This window comes from Pseudorhodoferax aquiterrae (assembly GCF_014652235.1).
GTDB lineage: Bacteria > Pseudomonadota > Gammaproteobacteria > Burkholderiales > Burkholderiaceae_C > Pseudorhodoferax > Pseudorhodoferax aquiterrae.
Map to the genome: position 1 here is coordinate 1 of NZ_BMYK01000026.1, position 22,789 is coordinate 22,789.

Genomic DNA, 22,789 nt, shown 5'->3' on the forward strand with positions numbered 1-22,789 from the left:
GCTGCCCGCCATCGTCTGGAATGGGTGCCCGCGATCAGTGGAATGCGCACTTGAGCATCGCCACCGGGGTCTCGTCGGCATGCAGCACGTGGCGCCCGAGCAGGTCCTCGCGCATGGCCTGCACCAACGGCGCCAGCTCCACGCCGATGGCGCCGATCCATTCGGCCTGGGTGGAGCGCGGCACTGCGAAGCCTGCGCGGCCCAGGCTGGCCTCTTGGCGGTACAGCGGTCGGTGGTCGATGTACGTGGCCACTGCCACATGCGCCATCAGGCCGGCGGTGGCGATGCCCTTGTCGATCACACAGGCTGGCACTTGTGCCTGGACCAGCGTCTGGCACCGGGTACAGGCCCACTTGCCGCGCACATGGCGCTGCACGCTGAAGCGTCCAGGCTCATAGTCCAGCTTCTCGGCCATGTCTTGGCCGATGCGCTTCATCTGGCAGCCGCAGCCCGGTGTGGTGCAGGTGGTGTCGTCGGGTTCGTGGTGGATGTCGTGGCGTGGCAGGTGGGCCGGCAGCGCCTGGCGCTTCGGGGGTCTGCTTCTCGCCGGCTGGCGACTGCAGCTTGTCTACCTCGCGCTCCAGGGCTTGCAGGTCCTCGTCGATGGCCTCTTGCAGCAGGCTCCTCTGCTCGAGACTGAAGCGTTCGGCGCTGGCGGCAAACTTCAGCCGCTTGAGCACGGCCATCTCATGGGCCATCTTGGCGTTCAGCGCCTGGGCGTGCCGTACCTCGTTCTGCAGCCGGCTGGCCAAGGCGCACACCTCGGCGAAGCTCATGCCCGAGAACGCCGGATCAAGGGCTGCATCAAGGGCGTTGGCGCTGCTGCTGTCCATCACGCGGTGATGGTGCCAGCAGGCTCAGCCGGCCACCATCGGCACAGTCCGCAATGGACGGGCTCACACCACCTTGATCACGCCGGCCTCGCCGATACGCTGCCAGGGCAGTCCGAGCACCAAGGCCTTCAGCTGCGAGTGGGTCAGCGACAGCGTGCTGCCATCGCTGGGCCGGACGAAGCGGCCGCTGTTCAGCCGCCGCGCTGCCAACCACACCCCGATGCCGTCGTGTACCAGCACCTTCATGCGGTTGGCCCGTCGGTTGGAAAACAGGTAGGCATGGTGGGGACGCGCCTCGCCGAAGACCTTGACCACGCGGGCCAGCGCCGACTCGGTGCCAGCGCGCATGTCCAGCGGCTCGCAGGCCAGCCACACGCCTCCACGCGGATCACCGCAGCAGCTCGCGCGTCCAGGCCGCGAAGTCCGTTGCGGCACTGGCCGGCCATGTGATCATCATCGTGACCGGGCCGCGGCGCAGTTCGACGCGGATGTCTGCCGACGCGGCAGCGGCCTCGGGTGACGCCATCAGCGGCAGTGCGATGAACTCGCCAGCGTTGGCGGGTCTCACTTGGTCTTCGCGGGCCAATTGCCGCCAGCGGTGCACGACGTTGGCGTTGATGCCGTGCGCCATTGCCACCTTGGCCACCGACGCGCCGGGCTCATCGCATTCCGCTACTACCTGGGTCTTCGTCGCAGCGCTGTAGCGCCGCCGGGCCTGTGTCTTCTCGCTTGTCATCGCGTCCACCTAAGTTACGTGGACACGATCCTTGCCGCCGCTTCGGTTCAGTTCAGGATGACTTGGCCGGACGCATACGGAGCTACGCAGCAACAGCATCGTTCAAAATGCGGCCCCGAACTGCTCGCGAGGGTTTTCTGACCGCAGCCGCGAGATGCTGGGCGCGATGCGTACACGCGCAAGGGCTGTCCGTCGCGGAAGTGGCGAAGCTCTTGAACGTCTCTTGCCACGAGGCGCTTACACGCGCGGGCGAGAGCTTGTCGGTCTCGAGCTGGTCAAAGCATGCCCGTTAGGACGTCTTGAGCCTGCTTTTCAACTGTATACGTTACGTTGAGGAGTCCATGGCGCGCACGACCACCAAGGATGCCCCCTTGCAACGCCAACGGACTCCTAAGGAAGGTTAGCAACCACGGGCGGATCGACGACTTTTTCTCCACGCGTCGCTCAAATCATCGGATCTGGCGAGGTCGCTGGCGAAACCATTCCATCGGCATGGTCCATGGCCTGCATGGCGGAACACATCCTGATGTGGTAGGGCAGCATCTGGCCCCCTGATCTTCCGGGCAATCGTTCAATGAGCCGCGGCTGTTGCCAGGGCCAAGATGCGCTCAACAGGAACTCCTTGCTCCAACGCCATGCGTGGAGTCAGTCCATCGAGGGCTCCAGAAGGCATTTCCAAGAAGGAAAGCAACTGCCAGCCGTCAGCAGTGCCGAGGCATTTGGCCAAAGGTTGCAGTACCGGCCAGATGCCCGGCTCGAACTGCCAGCTTGGCAGCTTGAAGCCATTTCGGAGGTCTGAAACCCCAACGCAGCGCCCCGCTTTGATCCAGGCGTTGATCGTGACGCTGGTTGTTCCAATGAGCGCGGCTGCTTCGTTCGAGGTGACCATGTCTGCGGCGTCTAGCCGGGTCCGACGAAACTTCGCGCTCGCCCGTACCAGTGCCTCTGACTGAGCCGCAGATGCATAGCGGTCAGACGACTCGCTGCGCTGATCGTGCTTGCTTCCGGCTGCCTGCGGCAAAGTGAAGGGAGGAGTGCTCATGCTAGGTGGGCGTTTGCGGTCGTGCGCTCGCCGCGGCAGTCTGCGCGCGTCGCCGCAACGCATCTTGCGCCAACGCCGTCTTCAGGGGCAAGCTGGAGGTTGCAAGCAACTGCAACGTCAGCTCGCTAGCTGCTCTCGCAGCAGGTGCACGAGCGCGTCTGTGTCAGCCGGCTTGCTCAGGTGGTGGTCGAACGCACCATTGGCCCGAATCTGCGAAAGGAGGAGAACGTTGCCAGACAACGCGATCAGCAAGGGGGGACGGTCGACGAACTTCTGACGCAAGGCGTGGGCCAAAGACTCGCCGTTCATGCCGGGCATCTCCAGATCCAGCACCGCGGCGACGGGGCGTTGGCTGGTGGCATGGTCGAGAGCTTCTCGCCCTCCGTACGCCACGAAGAACCCCGCGTCTGGGAAATGCATTTCGAGCAGCATCCCCAGCAGGTCGGCAGAGTCATGCTCGTCGTCTACGATCAGGATGATGGGCTTGGACATGGCGGGCCGGCCCGGTACGTTCTACAGGTAATACGTGCGCCAGGAGAGGATGGATCATGCGGCTAGCAACTTTTTTGGAAACGGCCAGGGACCAAATCCTGGAAGAGGTCGTTGCTTTCGCAAAAACGATTCCCGCCTTGCAGAACTGTGACGACAAGGCGCTGCGCAACCATCTGCCTAACGTCTTAGAAGCCATTTCGGCCGACTTGCGAACGCCGCAGACCCGTACGGAGTCCATCGACAAGTCGCATGGCAACGCGCCGGTTCAGCCGGGTCAGAGTTCCGCGCAGACCCATGGCTTGATGCGGGCACAAAGCGGAATCGACATCGAGCAGCTGGTGGCCGAGTTCAGGGCCATGCGGTCGAGCGTTCTGCGGCTGTGGTCAGAGTCCCATTCCGTGGAGCCGACCACCATCGAGGACATCACGCGGTTCAACGAGGCGATCGACCAGGCCGTAGCTGAATCCGTGCAGTTCTACGCCCAGGAGCGCGAGCGTTGGCGCGAGATTTTCCTGGGCGTCCTTGGTCATGATCTGTGCGGCCCGCTCAATGCCATCAGCCTCACGGCAGATGTCATGATCAAGCAAGGCATCGCTCCAGCCCAGCAAACTGCCATGCTCGGAAGGCAGGTCAGCCGGATGAAGACTCTCCTGGACTCGCTCCTGGAGTACAGCCGGTCCAGCCTAGGTGCCGGTATGGCTTTGCATTTGGCCCAAACCGATCTGGCAGCTGCCTGCAGCGAAGAGGTCCAACTACAGCTTGCCGCGTTTCCGGACGCCAAGATCGCGTTCCATGCACATGGGCCGGCCGAGGGTGCGTACGACGCATCTCGGGTGCGGGAGGCGCTCGGAAATCTCGTGTCTAACGCTGTTCGACATGGGGACGTTGGGGGAAACATCACGGTAAGGGTCGAGGGCACCGCCAATGGAGTGGCCGTGTCGGTCGAAAACCCCGGCGAACTGGCGCCAGAGAGCATGGAACAACTCTTCGAGCCTCTTCACCGCGGGCAAAGCGGTCCGGGGCTAGACCGCACCAACCTGGGACTGGGGCTGTTCATCGCCAGGCAGATCGCCCGTGCGCACGGCGGCGACGTCGTGGGTCGGTGCGATCACCATCAAGTGACTTTCACGCTGAAGCTGCCCAAAAAGTAAATGGGGGCGCGTGGGTCGACTGCGCGCGGTGACAAAGCCGGCCACCTACTGCCTTCCGTGCGCCATGGCAGGACGTTCCGCTACTTCTGTGTCGTGGAAAATTTGCGTATGAAGAAATCGATCGATTACGACAGCCTTGACGCTGCCATCCTCATTGCGATTGCGAACGGCCAACGTGAAGTGCGCGATCTGAGGTCTGGGGCCGTCCGGGTCGAGGCGCAGAAGATCGTGAAGCATCTGAACAATGGCACTCCATACTGGCGTGTCGTGCAGCGCCGGCTCCAGACGCTCAGGACTGCAGGTCGCATCAGCTTCACCCGCCCGTCCCGGCTGAACCCTGAAGGGGGCTGGGTCATGGCCTTGAAACCGACGGCGCAGGATGCAGCGACTTCCGCGCCAGCCAAGACGCTCGGTCGGATCGCCTACGGCGTTGCGGCCAGGACCCGGGGGCTGAGCCGGCGGTGGCTCCACCTCAGCGCCGAGCAAAAACTGGAGTGGGAATTGATCGCCTCGGCCGTGGTGGATGCCTACGAGGGTTCACGCGGCCGAGCTGAGCGGCCGTGCAGCCAAGCAAGTACAGCGGTGGTGGCTTCTGCCTTTGATGCCGCGCCGCAGGGATCGTCCGGTCAGGTAGGCATTCTTGCGGCGACTCTGCGTGGTTCGCCCAATTCCTGTGCCCACAGTGCCTGGGCTGCGTCAGCGCTCCATGAGGACCGGCAGCAGCGAGGAGATGTCGTACGGCTTGGCGATAACGACAAAGCCTTCTTTGATCGCAGCTTGAGCAATGTCGCTGTGCCCACTGACCAGTACCGACCTGACGTGCGGGTGCGATCGCCGGATCGTGCGCACCAGTTCGACGCCATGCATGCCATCCATGACGATGTCGGACACCACGAAATCGGGGTTGAATCCGGCTCTCAAGGTCTTGAGCGCCTCCTCCCCGCTGCGCACCGCCCTGACGACGAAGCCATACGTTGACAGCAGTTGGTCGGCCGCGTCGCGCACGTCGTCGTTGTCGTCGACGAGCAGAATCGACGTTCCGGTCATGTCTGGAGCTGCGCTGGGTTCGGATCCCCTCTCCGTTTTCCTTTGACCAGATTCGTTCCCTGGCAGCACGAGCGTCACCCGCGTTCCGTCACCGACGGCGCTGATCACCTCGACGGCCCCTTTCGCCGACTCGACGAAAGCAGCCACCTGGGCCAGTCCAAGCCCTGTGCCTTTGCCCTGCGGCTTGGTCGTAAAGAACGGTTCGAAAATGCGCTCCTGCAACTCCTGACCGATGCCGATTCCTGAATCGCGAACCGTCACGGCCAGGCTGGTATCGCCGTTTGGGCTCAACCGCGCCTGAGCGGACAATTCGATGACACCGCCCTGAACCAACGCATCCCTGGCATTCGTCACCAGGTTCGTCACGGCGATCTCCAGTTCCAACGGGTCCACCCTGAGGGCCGGAAGATCACTCCCGATGTCGAGAACGAGCGTGTGCTGCGCGCCAAGCAGGTGCTTGGTCGTGTCCGCGATCCTGGCCAACTCATCGCCCGGCACGATGCTCCGCAGGGTCAGCGTCCGCTGGGTCGACAGGAGGGACAACTGACGCGTCAAAGCTTCCGCCTTCTTCACGCTTCGGCGGACGACCTGAATGTCCGCCTCGCCGGCTTCGCCGATCCGCCGACGCAAAATCGTCAGCCGTCCGGTCACGACCTGCAGGATGTTGTTCAGATCGTGCGCGAGGCCAGCGCCGAGTTGGCCCACCAGACGCAGCTTTTCGGCTTGAGCCAACTTGGTTTCTGCACGCTCGCGTCGATGGATGGCCGCTTGCAGCTCCTCGGTCCTGCGTTGCAGGTTGTCGACGGCATCTGCCAGGCGACGCTGCACCATCCGGAAGTGCTGTGCAAGAAGGAGCAGCACCACGCTGAAGCGATGATGCCCTCGACGCGCACAGCGTACCAAGCCAAGGTGTAGCGGGCTCCGCCGAAGGTGCTCAACCAGACGCCTGCTGCCTCGGCAGCAAGCACTACGATAAGCCATACGAAGATGGCGCGCTGATGCAATCCTCGCAGCAGGATCAGCGCGACTGCCCCGGCGGCGAGCAACGCAGCCACATAGGAGCCGTACAAACTGAACAAACCAAAAAACTGCTGCCCGCTGTGGTCGTCGGTCGCAGCCACGTCCGTGAACTGCGAGCCGATGGCGCCAAACAGGGCAGCAGCCAGCGCCACGACCGTCGGGAAGCGGGCCTGTCGGGCGATACCCCTGTCACTGCCGACCTCGCACAAGGCGGCCCACACGATAAAGACCGCGAAGCCAGCTCGCCAGACGATGAACAATGCGCTCACCGCGTGCTCTGAACCCATCACTGGTTGGTCCGGAATCAAGGCGCCGGGAAAGGTCAGGAGGTGCAATACGGCCATGAGGCCGGAAAAGAGGTAGGCGGCAGCGATGACCGCGTGCGATAGGGGTTGCCTTGGCGCACTGGTCAGCAGCCAGAACGTTGCCAGATTGATCATCGCAGTGGCCGCAGCGTAGATCCCACTGACGTGAGGCAGAGGACGCAGCGGCACAGCCGCGAAGGGAAGTACTGCCGCGGTCGAGATAAGGACCAACGCTGCTGAGAAGAAGACCTTTCGCTGCTGCTTGGCGCTCGCGATTTCATCGACGACGTCCTGAACTTGCATCCGCTCTCCATGGGAACGGAGAAGATTGTCGCTGTAACGTGACGTCCAAAAACACCTGTCCCGTTGTTCGGTTTCGCAAAGTGAATGCCGAACGCAAGATCGAAATGAGGGGCGCCGATCATGACCTGCCTTGCGATCAGGCCCCCAATTTCGGATCTGAGGAGAACGATCTCGCCACTTGGTTTCGGCCTTGCTGCTTCGCGCGGTAGAGAGCTTTGTCTGCTGCCGAGACCAACGCGGTTGACGTGCTTTGCGGCCCCGGAACGAGCGCAGCCACGCCAAGGCTGACGGTCACGATGCCCATCGTCGAGCCCGCGTGCGCGATGGCCAGGTCCTTGACGGCGCCGCGGCACGCTTCAGCGACTGCTCCCGCACCCTCGAGGTCCGTTCCGCGCAAGAGGATGACCATCTCTTCTCCCCCGTAGCGGGCCACCAAGTCCTCGGGGCGGCGAACCACGGTGCGCAAGGCGGCGGCCACGCGAACGAGACAGCTGTCGCCCTTGACGTGACCGTAGGTGTCGTTGAACTGCTTGAAGAAGTCCACGTCGACCATGATCACCGCAAGTGCCGTCCCATCACGCTGCGCTTGTTTAAAGGATCGCTCCAGCCGCCGATCAAAGTACCCGCGGTTCGGCAGGCCGGTGAGACCGTCGAGCTGCGCGAGCTTTTGAAGGCGGGCGTTGGCAAGGGCAAGGGCGCCGTGGGCCTCACGGAGCTCCTTCTCTGCGCGAAGTCTCTGTCGCAATGCACGTCGGATGACTCGCAATCCCCCGAGCAGCGCCGCGCAAAGCAGAAGCACCCACAGCGTCTGCAGCCAAGAAGACACGCGCCAGGCGGAAAGCACCTCGTCATGCGACGAGGAGGCGATGACCAGGACCGGGTAAGTTCTGCCACGTTCAAAGCTGTAGAACCGAGGCACGCCGTCGATCGGGGAGGGTGCGTCGCCAAAGCCAGCGCTGGTTTTCCCGAGAACCAGTTCCACTGCGTCGGCTGGCTTGCCAATGTCGGAAGCGATCAGCGGATGCCTGGCGGCGTAGTGTCCCGCGATGGACAGCGTCACTGCGCCTTCGCCGACGTCGAACCGTTCGAGCACCAGCCGCAGATGCTCCAGGCTCAACGTGGCAAGCACCACGCCTTCAAAGCCGCCATCCGCGTCGTTGATCCGGCGAGAGATCGGTACGACCCATTTTCCCGACGACCGGCTGATGATGGGCGCACCGACCAGCGCGGATCCGCTTGAATTGCTGCGGTGGTGGAGGAAGTACGGTCGGTCCGAGTTGTTGGAGCCTTCATCCCAGAGTGGCTCCGACGTCGCTATCAAGGCACCCCCCGCGTTGTAGAGGAAGAGCCCTTGCAACTGGTCCGTTCGGGCCACGTGGTTCACCAGGACGGGCTGAAGGTCCAACAGTAGGTCGTTGGTTATTTCATCACGTTCCAGTGCGTGCACAAGGCTATCCAGGATGTGCTCCACCTGAGCGATCGAGACCTCGACGCGATCCGACATGGCGCGAGCCAAATTGGTGTTCACCAGATGGGTCTGGGCGATCTCGTGCTTGCGTGTGGTAACCACCAGCCAGACGTTCGTTGCCAGAAGAGCAAGACCAACGAATCCGATCAGCCAGCGCGCAATGAACGTTCGCGGGCGTGGGCTTTCCGGCGGATCTCTTGGCTCCGCAAACTCGCTGAATCCCGTGGTCGGTTCCAGCAGCTCCTCATTCATCCGAGGAGGTTGGTTACCAGGCGGACTGCTCAACTCCGCTCCTTACACAGGGTTTGCCAGCATGGAGGCTACGGACCCCAGCGTGGTCGTCACGCCCCGGTTCCTCCAACCTTCGAAGTCAACGTTATCCCGGTCCAACAGCGGGCCAACAATGGCGCAGGTGGATGTCGCTGCTCCGGCGCATACCAAGATCCGGAGAACGAGCATTCCTTCTAGCCCGCATTCGAAACAATGCGGCTGGCGGTTCTGGGAGCCGCGACAGCGTCACTTTTTGTCGGCCAGATGGCGCTCGACATCGTCGGCCTGGGTGCCCACCGCCTGGACGGCCTCCTTCAAGCGTTCGGGCGTGACGTTGAACTTCTTGGCCCAACCGCGAAGTTCATAGTCCTCGTGCACGTTGATGCGTTGGCGGTCTTGCCCGCCGGTCTTGCTTTTGTCGTCTGCCATGTTGTGCTCCTATTTAGCGGCGTTCGGTGCCACCGCAGAGAACATGCCATGCGATTGCTTGCGCGCCCGACAGACGTGGCCGAAACCGTCAGCCAGATGCGGCTTACGGTGCAACTAACAAGGCCCGACCGACGAGAGGTTGAAGGCACCTCCTACATCCGACCGGTTGCTGATGCTTCAAGCTGCAGCCAAGAAGGGGTGAATGGATGATGGCTGTTGCCACCAACCCATGGAACGGCCTCAAATCGCTCCGCGCTCCAACCCTTTCGCGCCCCGAACGGCCTTGACCAGAACCTTTTTCGACATGCGCGTCGCCACCTGGAACGTCAACAACGTCGTGAAGCGCCTGGACCTCCTGCGCGATTGGCTGGAGCGCACGCGGCCTGACGTGGTGGCATTGCAGGAGCTCAAGGCGCCGACGGCAGACTTCCCAACAGAGCAGTTGGAGGCAATCGGCTATCGCTCCTTGGTGGTGGGACAGCGCACCTGGAACGGCGTGGCGCTGTTGGCCCGTGGGCATGAGCCGTTGCCCGTGGTGACGTCGCTTCCAGGCGATCCCAAGGACAAAGAGGCCCGCTACATCGAAGCCGCCATCAACGGGGTGTTGTGTGCCTGCCTCTACCTGCCCAACGGTAACCCGCAGCCGGGGCCCAAGTTCGACTACAAGATGCGCTGGTTCGAGCGCATGCGGCTGCGTGCGCAGGAGCTGTGGAACTCGGGTCAACCGGTGGTCCTGCTTGGCGACTGGAACGTGGTGCCCACGGACCGGGACATCTACAAGTCCGACACTTGGCGAGACGATGCGCTGCTGCAGCCAGAGCCCCGGGAAGCGTTCGCAGCCATCCTGTCGCAGGGTTGGACCGATGCGCTGGAGAGCGTGCATCCGGGCGGCAAGCAATTCACCTTCTGGGACTACCGCCGCAAGCGCTGGGAGCGCAACGCCGGGCTGCGCATCGACCACATCCTGGTGGGGGAGCGACTGAAGGTCATCGATGCAGGGGTGGACCGAGAGGAACGCGGCCGGGAAGGGGCCAGCGACCACGCCCCCGTCTGGGCAGAGCTGGAGCCGAATCTCACCAAAGCGCCGGCGCGCCGTGCTGCCAAGAAGTCGGCGGCGCCCCGTCCGTCCCAGAAGCCGGGAGGCACCGAGGCGGCCGAGCCCGATGCCGCACCGCTCGGTCGCTACAAAGCCAAGCGCGATTTCACGAAGACCGCCGAGCCCAGTGGAAAGGCGGTCCAAAGGAGAGGGAAGAAGTCCAAGGCGCTGGCCTTCGTCATCCAGAAGCATTGGGCATCGCGGCTGCACTACGACCTGCGCCTGGAGCTGGGAGGCGTGATGGTGTCCTGGGCCGTGCCCAAGGGGCCTTCCTACGACCCTGCGATCAAGCAGATGGCCATCCACGTCGAAGACCATCCAGTCGACTACAACACTTTCGAGGGGGACATTCCGAAAGGCGAGTACGGCGGCGGCACCGTCATCGTCTGGGACCGCGGCACCTGGGAGCCTGTCGAAGACCCCGCGGAGGGCATGACCAAGGGCAAGCTCATCTTCAAGCTGCACGGCGAGAAGCTGGCAGGGCTGTGGGAGCTGGTGCGGATCTCCAAGCCCGGGGCGAAGAAGCAGGAGCAGTGGATCTTCTTCAAGAAGCGCGGCGACGCCTGGGTGCGGCCTAGCACCGAGTACGACGTGATCTCCGCGCTGCCGGACAGCGTGGTCGAGAAACCACTGGGCCCTATCGAAGAGCGCGAGCCGCGCGAACGGCCAACCGCCAAGCGCCCGTCGGCTGCCCAGGCCGAAGAGCACCTGCAGCGCGGCAAGCGGGCGGCGCTGCCTGCGAAAGTCCAGCCGCAGCTCGCCACGCTGGTGTCGTCGGTGCCCCCTGGCGACTGGGTCGTGGAGAGCAAGTTCGATGGGTACCGCATGCTCGTGCGCGTGGACGGCGATCGCGTGCAGCTCTTCACCCGCAACGGACACGACTGGACCGCCAAGCTGCAGCCCGTGGCCGAGGCCGTGGCCGCGCTGGGCTTGGACAGCGCCTGGCTCGATGGCGAGATCGTCGTGATGAACGATGCCGGGCTGCCGGACTTCAACCTGCTCCAGAACGCGATCGACAACGCGCGGACCAAGGACGTCGAGATGTTCGTGTTCGACATCCTGTTCCTCGGCGGGAAAGACGTGCGCGAGGTGCCGCTGGCGAGCCGGCGTGCGGTGCTGCAGGAGCTGTTCAAGGCCGTGGACAGCGAGGCGCTGCACTTCAGCCAGTCGTTCGACGTGGTACCAGGCCAGCTCCTGGAAGCCGCCTGTCAGATGGGCATGGAGGGCGTCATGGTCAAGCGCGCCGACGCACCCTACGTGGCCGGCCGGACGGAGACTTGGCTGAAGCTCAAGTGCCAGAACCGTCAGGAGTTCGTGGTGGTCGGCTACACCGACCGTTCGAACGCGCCAGGCGAAGTGGGCAGCCTGCTGCTCGGCTACCACGAAGCCGGCCAGCTCCACTTCGCCGGGTCGGTGGGAACGGGATGGGGGTCCGCCAAAGGCCGCGACCTGAAGGTGACGCTGGCCAAGCTGCAGGTCAAGGAAGCCACCGTCGACACCGAAGAGGCCAAGCCGGGACGCTGGTCCAAGCGCAGGGCAGGCGACGAACACTGGGTGCAGCCGAAGATGGTGGTCGAGGTGGCGTTCTCGGAGTGGACGCCGGATGGCCGCATCCGCCACCCTGTGTTCCGCGGCGTGCGCACCGACAAGCCGCCAACCAACATCGTGCGCGAGCGGCCGACGGCGGCCGGCAGGGCGCCCGCGGCGGCAAAGCCAGCGGCCAAGACCGCCATCAAGGTCTCGAACCCGGAGCGCGTCATCGATCCGACCACCGGGCTGCGCAAGGTCGATGTCGTGCGCTACTACGAGAGCGTGGCCGAGTGGATGCTGCCGCATCTGAAGGGCCGGCCGGTGTCCCTCGTGCGCGGGCCGACGGGAATCACGGGCGAGCTCTTCTTCCAGAAGCACGACGACAAGCTGTCGATCCCGCACGTTCGTAATCTTCCGGCGCACCTGTGGCCAGGGCATGCGGAGCTGCTCGAGATCCCGGATGCCAAGGCGCTGGTCGCGTGCGCCCAGATGAACGTCCTGGAGTTCCACACCTGGAACTCGGCCGCGAAGAACATCGACAAACCCGACCGCATCGTCTTCGACTTGGACCCGGGCGAGGGCACGCCTTGGCAGCACGTCCAGGAGGCGGCCACGCTCGTGCGCGCTATGCTCGAGCAGCTTGGGCTGGAGAGCTGGCTGAAAACTTCAGGCGGCAAGGGCCTGCACGTGGTCGTGCCGTTGGCGCCGCGGCTGGACTACGACACCGTCAAAAGCTTCTCACAGGCCGTGGTGCAGCACCTGGCGCGGACCATCCCAACGCGCTTCGTGGCCAAGAGCGGACCGAAGAACCGCGTGGGCAAACTGTTCGTGGACTACCTGCGCAACGGCCACGGCGCGACGACGGCAGCGGCGTTCTCGGCGAGGTCGCGGCCGGGGCTTGGGGTGTCGATGCCCGTCGCATGGGAGCAGCTCGGTGAACTCAAGAGCGGCGCGCAGTGGACGATCACAAACGCGCGGGAATACCTGAGCTTTCAGAAGCATGATCCCTGGTCGGCCTACTGGAAGACGAGACAGACTTTGACCGCGGCGATGAAAACGTTGGCGCGGTAGCTTCTGTCGGGCATTCGCGATCGACGAGTCCCACGAGAGATGCCGCGGCCGTCCCGCGTTGATGTTTCTTTGCAACGTGCTTCGCTGCGATGGACGGAGCCTTGGTCCATCGACCAGTCGAGCGGCCTAAATCGCATGAGACTAGTCGGAGCAGTCGCTGACAAGCCAATCGAAAGGACCAGGCTGGGGCGGGCGATCGCCGCTGATAAATCGCATCGAGACCGAGCACCGCCGAAAAGTGCTCGCCGTCAAAGATCGTGTTTTGGTGCTTAAGGTGCAGTAGCTCCGGTTGGCCATATCCGCAGCAGAGAGCACGTGCTTCGGGCGGAGCTGGCTCCAAATACCACGCTAAACACTGCTATCACGGACCACCTACCAAAACTATTCAGTCAAGAACTACCAGAATTATTGTGCCGCCATGGCAATCACGGGTGTGGGGAAATTCAGGGTTATCTTTTCAGCAGACCGCTGGCGTCGGATTGCTTCTTGGACTTCGTGCGCGAGCAACAGGCCACAGCCATCAATGCGAAGGAAGTGAGGCGCCTCATGGCGCTCGGTGGCCCTTCGTCGCGTACCAGCCCCGCGCCGTTGTGAGATGGCGACTGTGCTGACCGCGAGCGATGCTTGGGCGCCGCCACACGGAGATGCCTTAAGGCCGAGGGTAGGCACTGACGGCGCCGTGAGGGACGGCGGGTTGTCCTACGTCGAGTGGCTTGGCAAAAATTGGCATTTCATCTGAAATGATGATCGCAAGGGCTTGATAAATCACAAGAAACGTGCTTTGGCCCAAAAGCTGCGGAAGTAACTGTACGTACGTACTTCGCGTGCGGGGTCTAGGATGAGAAAGATGAAATCTGTGATTTTGAAATCGGGTGCGGCAGCTCTGGCTGCGTTTTGCGTCAGCGCCGTGTCTGCCGCGCCCATCGCCCAGTGGGACTACATGGTCAACAGCTCGTTCTTGGCGGCCGAAACGCAGTTCACGAGCGGTCGCGCTTCGAGCAACGGCGTGGCCTCGTCTGACGAAATCAATTGGGGAGTCGCTGGCGGCACCGTCGGGGTCAACCGCAGTGGGCTGATCATTTCCAATTCACCCAGTGGCGGCGTTCTCATCACCGATGGCGATGCCGCGCTGGCGAACAGCTACACCCACGTGAACAACGGCAACCTCGGCCGCAACAGCGTTTCCTTGAAAGTGGCCGAGATCGCAGCCCAGCTGCAGCTGCGTCCGACCAACTCCGGTCTGCCGTATTCCTCCGTGGGCGCGACGTACACGATCAATTTCGCTGAAACGCCCAACGTGGCGGGCACTTGCGTGGTTCAGAGCGCAGTCGCCTGCGATGACATCTTCGTTCTTGCCGGCTCCCTCAACGAATCGTTCACCTACGACGGCTTCGAATATTTCGTCAGTTTCTTCGCTGCTCCGACGTTGACCGCCCTGGATCCAGCCGTTTGCGCAGCGGCCGGTGCCGACGCTGGGTGCCTGGGCTTCACGACGCAAGAGTTCATGAGCACCACCGTGAATTTCAACCTGATGATCACCAGCAAGGCCATCGACGTTCCCGAACCAGCCTCCGTGGCGCTTCTGGGCCTGGGACTGCTCGGCCTTGCCGCATCGCGCCGACGCAACTAGTCCGTAGCCAGACGCCAGCCCTCGGTGCGACCCACGGTCGTCGGGGGCCGGCTGCAGGGCGCGGTCGCGCACCGCGATCGGCGTGCCTTGAACGGTTCAGCGCAGGACGCACCGGAATGTTCCGCAACTTCGGTGTCGCGGTAAATTCTGTCGATGGACAACCTGGTCGATTACAGCGCTTTGGACGTGGCCATCCTCGAGGCCATTGCAAACGGTCACCGCGAGATGGGCGATTTGAAAGAGGGCGCTGTGAAGAGGGAAGCGCTCAAAATCGTCTCGGCGACAAGAAGCGGCCTTTTGTATCGACGCATCGTAGAGCGGCGGCTGCAAGCGATGCGGGCCGCAGGTCGCATCGGATACACACGCCGTTCAAAATCGAGTCCTGACGGCGGTTGGGCCGTCATGCCCGAAGAGAAAAAGGCGGACGAGAGTCCCGTGGCGATCGACAAAACGTTCGGTCGCGTGGCCCACGATGCTGTAGCAAAAGCGGGCGGCTGGAGCCCTCGCTGGCAGCACATGAGCAACGAGCAGAAGCAGCAGTGGGAAACCATAGCTTCGGCCGTCATCGAGGCCTACGAGAAAAGGCGCGTGACCGCCTAGTTTGCTGAACGCGTTTTCCGGAGCGAGCGGGTGCGCCTGCCGCGTTGGCAAGCTGGCGATGCAAATCCCATGCTGAACTACTCCCGGATGCGACGCCCGCTCATGGCCCCCGTAAGAGAGGGGAATGCTCCTCCTGTCACATGGCTTTGCTACCGTTGCGGCGGGCGTCATCGTCCCCTGTCCACTAGGTAGTGTGGGCTGCCGGAAACCAGGCCTTTCCCGCTCGCCCGGAGCGAAACCCGGGCGCCAATTTTTTGCTGCTGTACGCAGTGGAGCAGGAGCGGAGCCGCCTCAGGAAGGCGCTTCGGTCAGGGCGCCCGGGTCAGTCGCTGGGGCGGCTGGACCGAGCGAGGTTCAAGTTCAGCGCAGAGGCGGCCAGTAAACCGATGCATGGCGCCGATGATTGAGGCGAGCTGCGGCACCTCTGCGAGCGTTTCCAGCTAACGCTTCAGGAAAGGCAACGTCAACCTTCGACCTTCTAGCAGCTGAAGCAAGTGCTTGACGAGGTCGGCAGCGAGACTGTCCAGTGCCGCTGGGCCCTCCAGGAGTCTGAGCGTCTCTCGGCACTGCTCAAGAACGATGAGAACTTCAGGCGGCATAACTTTGCGGGCCATGCGAAGCTGGCACACCTCGAAGTCGTGGCGCAGCGGTGGCAACATGTTGGCATCGATCTTAGAAGCTGCGCGGCGCAACGCCGACGCGTTGACCGTGAGCGTTCGAGTCACCAGCTGACCGAGATCTTGATCAGCTCGGCGGGAGCGATTGCTGCAGGGCTGCTCATCCTTAGTGACCTGGGTCGGCTGCGGCGGGATCGTGCGGTGGATGAAGGGCGCGGCTTCGCTTTCGCGGACACCCACGACCGATAGCAATGCCAACGTTGACGAGCACACCAGCCGCGTCGTGCTGGCACGATCGGCCGCCTTTTCGTGCGCGGACGACGGGCGGCGCGCAGGCTGCGCCGATTCGGACCACCCTTTCCTGCATCGCGGCGCCATGGCGGCGGAGACGACGCATCCGAGCGCGATGGTCACTCGCGCCCTTAAATGTCCGCTCGAGCGTGCGGCGAGGGTTTCGCCGTGAAGCATGCGAAAGAAGCGATGGTGGAGGAGGGCCTTCGGGGGGCGCATGAAGCACTTTTGCAGGGCTGCGAGCTAATTCGCATGCCCGCATTGTTCGATGTTCGGCCTTCGGGATCATGGCGCGATCGTGACGCGTTCGACGACCGTCCGTGCCATCGCAGGCGCTGCTTGCTCGGAACCTGAAGCGCTGGCTCACGGCCCGGTGGCCTCGATCATGTCCTGGACCCGCTGACAAAACGCGTTCAGATCGAAAGGTTTCGTCAAAACGTGCATCCCGTTGAGAAGGTGCGTGTGGCTCAGTGCAGAGTGGTCGGCGTATCCGGTGACGAACAACACCTTGATGGCGGGCTGCATCGTGCGAGCGGCTTCCGCGACCTGGCGTCCGTTCATGCCGCCAGGCAGACCGACGTCGGTGACCAAGAACGAGATGCGGAGGTCCGCCTGCAACTGCCGTACGGCGTCGGGACCGTCTGCCGCTTCCAGCACGCTGTGGCCCATTTCACGGAGCACTTCGGCCATGAGCGTGCGGACCGCATGCTCATCGTCGACGACAAGGATCGTCGCGCCCGGCCCTGCGTCGGGCGGCGCCTTGGTTGGCGCGATACTTTCGCCGGGCCCTGTCGGCTCTCCTTCGTGGCGAGGAAGGTACATGCACACCGTCGTTCCTGCGCCCAACTTCGAATGGATGCGCGCTTGCCCACCCGACTGGCGAGCAAAGCCGTAAACCATGGACAGGCCCAAGCCGGTACCTGCACCGATCGGTTTGGTCGTGAAGAAGGGCTCAAAGGCGTGCTCGACCACGTCCTCCGGCATGCCAGTCCCGTTGTCCGTGACGCAGATGCTCACGTACTGTCCCGGGGTGAGCTGAAGAGCGAGGGCGCCCTCTTCACCGATCGTTCGGTTCGCGGTCTCGATGGTCAGCCGCCCGCCGTTGGGCATCGCGTCCCGCGCGTTGATGCACAGGTTGAGCAGCGCGCTCTCCAATTGACCAGGATCGGCAAGCACCTGCCAAAGTCCGTTTGCCGGAGCCACCTCCAACGCCACTTGTGGACCGATGGTTCGTCGCACAAGGTCCTCGAACCCTTCGATGAGGCTGTCGACTTGGAGCACCCTCGGCTCAAGCGTTTGCTGTCTGGAGAAGGCGAGAAGCCGATGGGTCAACGCCGCCGCTCGCTTGGTGGCCGCCTGGCCCATATCCACGTATCGCGCGAGCGCCGCGTCGCCTTTGAGGCGCCGCTGCAGCATCTCGAAGCTGCCCGAGATGGCGCCTAGCAAATTGTTGAAGTCGTGCGCCAGACCACCGGTCAGTTGCCCGACCGCCTCCATCTTTTGCGATTGGCGCAACGCAGCTTCAGATCGCATAAGCTCCTGCGTTCGCTCCCGTACCTGGCGCTCCAGGGAGTCGGCAAGGTTTTGCAGGTCCTGTTCGGCGCGTCGGCGCTGAACCGCTTGTCGAGTGCGCAGGGCCACCTCACGCACGAGGGCAAGTTCGTGCGGCGTCCAATTCCTCGCTGTGGCGTGGTTCAAATAGAGCAGGGCGACAATTCCCCCTGCTTCGCTGACCGGCATGTTGACCACGGCCTGCGCGCTGATGGCAACGAGCGCATCGGCGTTGTCACGGGTGCGGGGGTCCAAGAAGGCGTCCGCGAACACCACGGTGTCGCCGCGCTTGAGGTCCTCGATGTAGGAGCCGTAGTCGCGGAAACGCAGCACGCCGGCCAGCGTCTGGATGCCTGGCGCGTTCCAATCACGGGCAATCGCTATGGTCTCGGCCTGGGTGTCCACCGTCCCGTAGCCCGCCCGGCTCACATCAAGCGCGCGGCCAAGCGCTTCGGCCGCGCGATACGCGACTTCGCTGGCGTCGTCGAGCACACCGTAGACCTCCCGATCCAGGTAGTCCAGCAGCTCCGTGCGCCGGCGACCGAGGACTTCGGGAGTGATGTCCTGAGAGATCCCTGCAAGAAACGCAGGCCTGCCGTCCGCATCCCTTTCCAGACGCCCCTGGATGCGGACCCAGCCCTGCTGATCGTCGGGGCGGAGCACACGGTAGTCGATCCGGTAGACCTCTCCGGTTGCAACGGTGCGTTGCACGGCCGTTTGCATCCGCGAACGGTCGTCGGCGTGGACAGCTTCCAACAACTGGGCGTACGTGAACGGCAGATTCGGATCGCGGCCGAAATTCGTTTTGCAGTGTTTGGATGCGCGCAGTTCAAGCTTGTCCAGGTCCAGCTGCCAAATGCCGAGATCCCCTGCGTCCGCAGCAGCCAAGAGTCTGGCCTCGTTGATCTCGATTTCCCGCTCGCGCGCCACGACCTGCGACGCCAGCACCGAGTTGGTTTGCTCCAGTCCGGAAAGCCGTTCGCGATCCGCTGTCACGTCCATCTGGCTACCAAAGAAGTAGGCGACCCCGCCGTCCTTGGCTCGCACCGGCCCCAACAGCAAACGGTTCCAGAAGGTCTTTCCGTCCTTGCGGTAGTTGCACAGCTCGAGCTGGATGGTTGTTCGTGCCTCAACGGCCTCGCGGATCTTGCGCACCGCGCTCGGATCCGTCTGCGGCCCCTGCAGAAAGCGGCAGTTGCGGCCGACGATCTCCGATCGCTCGTAACCCGTCATCGTGCAGAAGGCTGCGTTGACGAAGACGATCGGGTTGTCCGTCTGTCGCGGATCCGTGATCACCATGGGCATCCGCGTCGCGCGGACGGCCGCCACGAACGGGTCCGTTCCGTCATCAAGCCCCACCAGTCGCGGGTCGAGATCGAAGTCCGAAGGGTTTGGCGACTCGGCCACGGAAGTCTCCTGTCGTAACTGCCGTCAGTCCCCGGGGGCGAGGACCAGGCTGAAAGCCATGCGACGCAGGGAGGAGCCTACCTCACTCGGCGCGCGGTGCGTGGTGCCCTTGCAACGCTGCCTCCTCGACACAATTCCTATGGCGACTAGCGCCTTCGGTGGATCTCCTCGTGGATGCGCCTTCAGCCGCCGACTCGCGCGCTGTTGCTGCGCGTACGAGTCGTCCTGAACCGCTGAGGAGCGTTTTGCCTACCGACGGCGGCTGCGTTTCAGACCAACCTGTGACCCTGTTCCGGGAACGCTCCAAACGACGAGGTGGCGATGCGCGTGTTTGTGGTGGAAGACAGTGCCACGATCAATCTCATCGAGACGTTGAAAGAGTTGTTCGGTGCCGAGATCGTGGGCTGGGCCGCGACCGAGAGCCATGCGATCAAGATGCTCGCCGAATTGGACTGGGACGTCGCGCTGGTGGATCTTTTCGTGGCCTCTGGCTCGGGGTTAAGCGTTGCCCGCGCGCTTCAGGGACGGGACAAGGCGAGGCCTGTCTTCGTGACCACCAACTACGCTACTCCCGACATGCGATCGCGATGCGCAGCCTTGAACGTGGATGCCGTTTTCGACAAGTCGGTGGAACTGGATCTGCTGTTCGACCAGCTTGCGATCCTGCGGTAAGAAGAACCGCTCGACGCATGTCCAACACCGATCCACCGCAACGCCAATCGGAAAAAAGCACCCGCCGTTTGGCGGGTGCGAACGTTGCGTTGACCCGGCGTGGCGGCCGGGCCCTCGCAGTGTCCTCCACCTCTTTGCATCTTGCAATCGAAGAAACTCCGCACCCGACCGGCCTGTGCTCAGCGACTTGTGCGAGCAGGGAGAAGACCTCTGATTCGACACCCTGGACCTCATCCCAGAAATGAGGAACAGCTACCTCTTTGTGGTGCCGTTGTCGCAAGTCCAGAGAAGATCGGCGGCCTGCCGACCGGCCGGGCTTATTGCCTCAACAAGATACCAACACCCATGCTGACAACCTTCGACCCCGGGCGCATGTTCCTCAAGGACCTGCCTTTAGCCTTTTTGGGTGAAGTGGCGTTTCGAACCCTCTTCGCTTACTGCGCCGTCTTCCTGTTCCTCAAACTGAGCGGTCGGCGTGGCATCCGCCAACTTTCGCTGTTCGAACTGGTGGTCATCCTGACTCTGGGCTCGGCAGCGGGAGACGTGTCCTTCTACGAAGACGTGCCGATCTTCCCGGTCGCGATGGTGTTCCTGACGCTGCTCGCGGTGTACCGACTGACGACCATGGCCATGGCCCGGAGCAAGCGGTTCGAAAGCTGGATGGATGGCAGGCCGGTCACGGTCATCGAAGACGGGCTGTACAAGCTGGAATCGTTGGAAGGCCTCAACATGTCCTCGTCCGAGCTGTTCATGGAGCTTCGACAGCGCGGCGTGGAGCATCTCGGCCAAGTCAGGCTTGCCATCCTGGAGACCGATGGAGACGTGAGCCTGTACTTCTTCGAGCCCGAGCAAGTGCGAGCGGGGTTGTCGGTGCTGCCGCCCGAACACCGGGAGGTGGTCCAAGAACCGCCGACGCAAGGTCTGTATTGCTGCGTCCGTTGCGGCTTCTCAAGCGACCTCAGCGCCGGCAGGGCCGCCAAATGCTTGCGTTGTGACCATGACAGGTGGACAAGAGCGCTGACGCGTCCCCGCGTGCAGTGATCTCGCAAGCGGAAAAAACACCCGCCAGACGGCGGGTGCAAAGCTCGTTTTACCCAGCGTTGCGGCACTGGGCTCGTTCAGTGTGCGGCAGACGGAGCGAAGTGGCAATCGAAAAAAATCCCGCGCAACTTCGCACTCTACCCATCTCGGCACCTGCAACTGCACCTGATTCGCGCGGTCTCTAAGGGGAACCATCCCTAACGCTACGCGCGCAACCAACATAATGGTGATCGAGCGATCAAAACAACAACTCTAATTTGCCGACCGCGAAGGTCGGCCTTTCCCTAGATGCGCGGACTTCAAGTCTTCAATGCCTCTTCTGCCACCAACTCAATCCGGCTGATGTAGGTTATTACAACAAGTGTGACGAGCAGTTAAATCTGCGTCCTTGCTATCGCTGCGAAGGGATTGACCTCAGGACCGCTTCGAATTGCCACAAATGCGGTGGAGATTTCTCGGAAGCGTTGACTCAGACAGGTGATTTCCAGTTCAGGCCGTCCAATTTCGGCCAGCAGATGATCGACGGAGCTGCGAAAAATTCGAGAATCGCGGAGTCCATTGCTAAATCTTTGGTTGGTGAGAATTCCTCGCATCATGATCTCAATCGTGACGATCAGATCGCCTCGCCGCAGAAGGGGCCCGTTGCCGCGACAGTTCGACCAAGGCCCCGCGTTGCAATGGCAGGGGCTTTGCTCCTGCTGCTGACCGCCGCTTCGGCTTTTCTGTTCGCTGGAAACCCCGCGAAGATCGATCCGGCGAGGGGCCAACCACCGTCAGCCGGGATCGTGTCCAACTCGAGCGGCCTTGAAGCGACATCGGCGTTGGTTGGGTCGTCCACTGGCGCCCCGTCGAACCTCAAGGTGGTGGACTCACCTCGCCTAAGCGGCGGACACCAAGACGATGGAAGGCCTTCCTCGACCTCAGCGAATGACACCGCACTGGGATTGTCCGCCCCGCAAAAAATCAATGCCCCATCAGGTCCCGCGCGAATCCCGGCAAACACGGAAACGTGCCCCTCTGCCGTTGCGGCGCTAGGGCTCTCCAGTCCATAGCACTCGTTTCAAAGAGATCCTCACAAAAATGAACAAACTCCTCCTGCGTGCGCTGACCATGGCGACGTTTCTCCTTCACGTCGCTTCATTCGCCGGGGCCGAGTACAAGATCGTGACGGCTTCCGAAAGGGGAACGTACATCAAGATCGGGCAGGATCTTGCGCAGTTTGTGGCGCCATCTGCGGATTTGAAGTTCGAGGTTTTGCCCTCCGCGGGTTCGGCGGCAAACGTACGGCGGTTGCGTTACGACGCGGGCGTGAAACTCGCCTTGGTGCAATCGGACGTGTATCAAGCGTTCCTCGACATCGCTGCTGGAGGCAACGTTGAAGCCAAGGACATGATTCGGCCGCTGCGCGTGATCATGCCGCTTTACAACGAGGAGATTTACTTCATCGTTCGAGCCGACTCGGAGTTGAACTACATCCACGAAATCAAGAACGCGAAAATCGGGGCGGGCGAATCAGGCAGTGGAACGGCGCTGACCTCGGCGACGCTTTATCGTTTGATGTTTGGTGAGCCGATGCCTCCGTCGAACACCACGTACCTTTCCAACGAGGACGCGCTGATCAAGCTTGTGACCGACAAAAGCATGGACGTGGTGGCAGTCGTCGCAGGACAGCCGGCGAAGTTGCTCGTGGACATGAAGCCTGAATCGCGGAAACTGATCAAGCTGCTCAAGTTCGATCCCAATCACGCGACCAGTGCATCGGTTCTCAAAACCTATTTTGCTGCCGACGTGCTCTCCAAGAATTACCCCAACCTGCTTGCGTCAGACATTCCGGGCCTTGCGGTGAAAGCTTTTCTTGTGACCTATGACTTCCAGTTCAAAGACACGGAAACCCACCTGCGCAACATGACGCGTTCTCTGTGCCAAAACTTCTCGACGCTTCAGGAGAAGGGGCATCCGAAGTGGCGCGAAGTCCAAATGGCTCTTCCCGACTTGGGCCGCGGGTGGTTCTACTACCCTCCGACGACGCGAGAGATCCGATCCTGCATCGCTGGCAAGACTCAGCAGGCGTTGCCTGTGAAGATGAAGCCTTCGAAGAACTGCTCACAACAGGAGCAGGTCCTCGGGCTGTGCACTCCAGTCTGAGCGGGGCGCCGTTGGACCGTTCGGCCCCACGAACGTAGCTCC

17 protein-coding genes and 1 pseudogene are annotated in these 22,789 nt (G+C 62.7%); 7 read left to right on the plus strand and 11 right to left on the minus strand.

The features are described 5' to 3' along the window. Nucleotides 1-52 precede the first annotated feature (52 nt). The 5 genes and pseudogenes from IE209_RS34505 to IE209_RS26980 form a co-directional block, all read right to left on the minus strand. Nucleotides 53-776, minus strand: a pseudogene (locus IE209_RS34505) (IS66 family transposase); the annotation flags it as partial. Between the two features lie 120 nt (nt 777-896). Beyond that, nucleotides 897-1,268 (minus strand): IS66 family insertion sequence element accessory protein TnpB, encoded by a 372-nt coding sequence (tnpB, locus tag IE209_RS26965; protein ID WP_308433225.1) that lies wholly within the window; start codon nt 1,266-1,268, stop codon nt 897-899. Beyond that, nucleotides 1,222-1,569: an IS66-like element accessory protein TnpA gene (gene tnpA, locus IE209_RS26970; protein WP_189689972.1), complete on the minus strand. Its 348-nt coding sequence runs from the start codon at nt 1,567-1,569 to the stop codon at nt 1,222-1,224. Before tnpA ends, tnpB begins: the two co-directional genes overlap by 47 nt. Before the next feature lie 571 nt (nt 1,570-2,140). After that, nucleotides 2,141-2,458 (minus strand): hypothetical protein, encoded by a 318-nt coding sequence (locus IE209_RS26975; RefSeq protein WP_229883066.1) that lies wholly within the window; start codon nt 2,456-2,458, stop codon nt 2,141-2,143. A gap of 270 nt (nt 2,459-2,728) precedes the next feature. Beyond that, entirely contained in the window at nt 2,729-3,103 is a 375-nt protein-coding gene (locus tag IE209_RS26980) for a response regulator (RefSeq protein WP_189689974.1), read from the minus strand. Nucleotides 3,104-3,159: 56 nt separating this feature from the next. Between IE209_RS26980 and IE209_RS26985 the strand changes: the two genes are divergently transcribed. Next, a complete protein-coding gene (locus IE209_RS26985; RefSeq protein WP_189689975.1) occupies nt 3,160-4,254 on the plus strand; it encodes a sensor histidine kinase in 1,095 nt (364 codons plus the stop codon). Nucleotides 4,255-4,950: 696 nt separating this feature from the next. Here the strand turns inward: IE209_RS26985 and IE209_RS26990 are convergent. The 4 genes from IE209_RS26990 to IE209_RS27005 form a co-directional block, all read right to left on the minus strand. Then, nucleotides 4,951-6,033 carry an ATP-binding protein gene (locus IE209_RS26990; protein ID WP_189689976.1) on the minus strand — a complete coding sequence of 361 codons (1,083 nt, stop codon included), beginning with the start codon at nt 6,031-6,033 and terminating at the stop codon, nt 4,951-4,953. Further along, on the minus strand, nt 5,970-6,929 hold the full coding sequence (locus IE209_RS26995; protein WP_189689977.1) for an MASE4 domain-containing protein: 960 nt from the start codon (nt 6,927-6,929) through the stop codon (nt 5,970-5,972). Before IE209_RS26995 ends, IE209_RS26990 begins: the two co-directional genes overlap by 64 nt. 136 nt (nt 6,930-7,065) lie before the next feature. Next, nucleotides 7,066-8,649, minus strand: coding sequence for a sensor domain-containing diguanylate cyclase (locus IE209_RS27000; RefSeq protein ID WP_189689978.1), 1,584 nt, complete (start codon nt 8,647-8,649; stop codon nt 7,066-7,068). Between the two features lie 264 nt (nt 8,650-8,913). Next, nucleotides 8,914-9,096 (minus strand): DUF3606 domain-containing protein, encoded by a 183-nt coding sequence (locus IE209_RS27005; protein WP_189689979.1) that lies wholly within the window; start codon nt 9,094-9,096, stop codon nt 8,914-8,916. Nucleotides 9,097-9,400: 304 nt separating this feature from the next. Between IE209_RS27005 and ligD the strand changes: the two genes are divergently transcribed. From ligD to IE209_RS27020, 3 genes are all read left to right on the plus strand, one after another. Beyond that, nucleotides 9,401-12,793, plus strand: a complete 3,393-nt coding sequence (gene ligD, locus IE209_RS27010) for a DNA ligase D (protein ID WP_189689980.1) — start codon at nt 9,401-9,403, stop codon at nt 12,791-12,793. Between the two features lie 847 nt (nt 12,794-13,640). After that, nucleotides 13,641-14,423 carry a THxN family PEP-CTERM protein gene (locus tag IE209_RS27015; RefSeq protein WP_189689981.1) on the plus strand — a complete coding sequence of 261 codons (783 nt, stop codon included), beginning with the start codon at nt 13,641-13,643 and terminating at the stop codon, nt 14,421-14,423. Between the two features lie 153 nt (nt 14,424-14,576). Continuing rightward, entirely contained in the window at nt 14,577-15,023 is a 447-nt protein-coding gene (locus IE209_RS27020) for a hypothetical protein (protein WP_189689982.1), read from the plus strand. 440 nt (nt 15,024-15,463) lie between these two features. Here IE209_RS27020 and IE209_RS27025 read toward each other — a convergent pair whose 3' ends face one another. Both IE209_RS27025 and IE209_RS27030 read right to left on the minus strand, forming a co-directional pair. Continuing rightward, complete coding sequence (locus tag IE209_RS27025; RefSeq protein WP_189689983.1) at nt 15,464-16,054, minus strand: hypothetical protein; 591 nt, start codon at nt 16,052-16,054, stop codon at nt 15,464-15,466. A 240-nt stretch (nt 16,055-16,294) separates the two neighbouring features. Continuing rightward, on the minus strand, nt 16,295-18,889 hold the full coding sequence (locus tag IE209_RS27030; protein WP_229883067.1) for a PAS domain-containing protein: 2,595 nt from the start codon (nt 18,887-18,889) through the stop codon (nt 16,295-16,297). A gap of 321 nt (nt 18,890-19,210) precedes the next feature. Here IE209_RS27030 and IE209_RS27035 point away from each other — a divergent pair, with 321 nt between their 5' ends. The 3 genes from IE209_RS27035 to IE209_RS27045 all read left to right on the plus strand — a co-directional run bounded on the left by IE209_RS27035 (nt 19,211) and on the right by IE209_RS27045 (nt 22,747). Continuing rightward, nucleotides 19,211-19,561 carry a response regulator gene (locus tag IE209_RS27035; protein ID WP_189689984.1) on the plus strand — a complete coding sequence of 117 codons (351 nt, stop codon included), beginning with the start codon at nt 19,211-19,213 and terminating at the stop codon, nt 19,559-19,561. A gap of 345 nt (nt 19,562-19,906) precedes the next feature. Continuing rightward, complete coding sequence (locus tag IE209_RS27040; RefSeq protein WP_229883068.1) at nt 19,907-20,602, plus strand: DUF421 domain-containing protein; 696 nt, start codon at nt 19,907-19,909, stop codon at nt 20,600-20,602. A gap of 1,080 nt (nt 20,603-21,682) precedes the next feature. Further along, nucleotides 21,683-22,747 (plus strand): TAXI family TRAP transporter solute-binding subunit, encoded by a 1,065-nt coding sequence (locus tag IE209_RS27045; RefSeq protein WP_189689985.1) that lies wholly within the window; start codon nt 21,683-21,685, stop codon nt 22,745-22,747. Nucleotides 22,748-22,789 lie beyond the last annotated feature (42 nt).

Bases quoted from the DNA above. Each gene is read 5' to 3' on its own strand.
- IE209_RS27020 (WP_189689982.1), top strand. From the start codon at position 14,577: ATGGACAACCTGGTCGATTACAGCGCTTTGGACGTGGCCATCCTCGAG.
- IE209_RS27015 (WP_189689981.1), top strand. From the start codon at position 13,641: ATGAAATCTGTGATTTTGAAATCGGGTGCGGCAGCTCTGGCTGCGTTT.
- IE209_RS26980 (WP_189689974.1), bottom strand. From the start codon at position 3,103: ATGTCCAAGCCCATCATCCTGATCGTAGACGACGAGCATGACTCTGCC.
- IE209_RS27040 (WP_229883068.1), top strand. From the start codon at position 19,907: ATGCTGACAACCTTCGACCCCGGGCGCATGTTCCTCAAGGACCTGCCT.
- IE209_RS27005 (WP_189689979.1), bottom strand. From the start codon at position 9,096: ATGGCAGACGACAAAAGCAAGACCGGCGGGCAAGACCGCCAACGCATC.
- IE209_RS27000 (WP_189689978.1), bottom strand. From the start codon at position 8,649: ATGAATGAGGAGCTGCTGGAACCGACCACGGGATTCAGCGAGTTTGCG.
- IE209_RS26975 (WP_229883066.1), bottom strand. From the start codon at position 2,458: ATGGTCACCTCGAACGAAGCAGCCGCGCTCATTGGAACAACCAGCGTC.
- IE209_RS27035 (WP_189689984.1), top strand. From the start codon at position 19,211: ATGCGCGTGTTTGTGGTGGAAGACAGTGCCACGATCAATCTCATCGAG.
- IE209_RS27045 (WP_189689985.1), top strand. From the start codon at position 21,683: ATGAACAAACTCCTCCTGCGTGCGCTGACCATGGCGACGTTTCTCCTT.
- IE209_RS26985 (WP_189689975.1), top strand. From the start codon at position 3,160: ATGCGGCTAGCAACTTTTTTGGAAACGGCCAGGGACCAAATCCTGGAA.
- tnpA (WP_189689972.1), bottom strand. From the start codon at position 1,569: ATGACAAGCGAGAAGACACAGGCCCGGCGGCGCTACAGCGCTGCGACG.
- IE209_RS26995 (WP_189689977.1), bottom strand. From the start codon at position 6,929: ATGCAAGTTCAGGACGTCGTCGATGAAATCGCGAGCGCCAAGCAGCAG.
- ligD (WP_189689980.1), top strand. From the start codon at position 9,401: ATGCGCGTCGCCACCTGGAACGTCAACAACGTCGTGAAGCGCCTGGAC.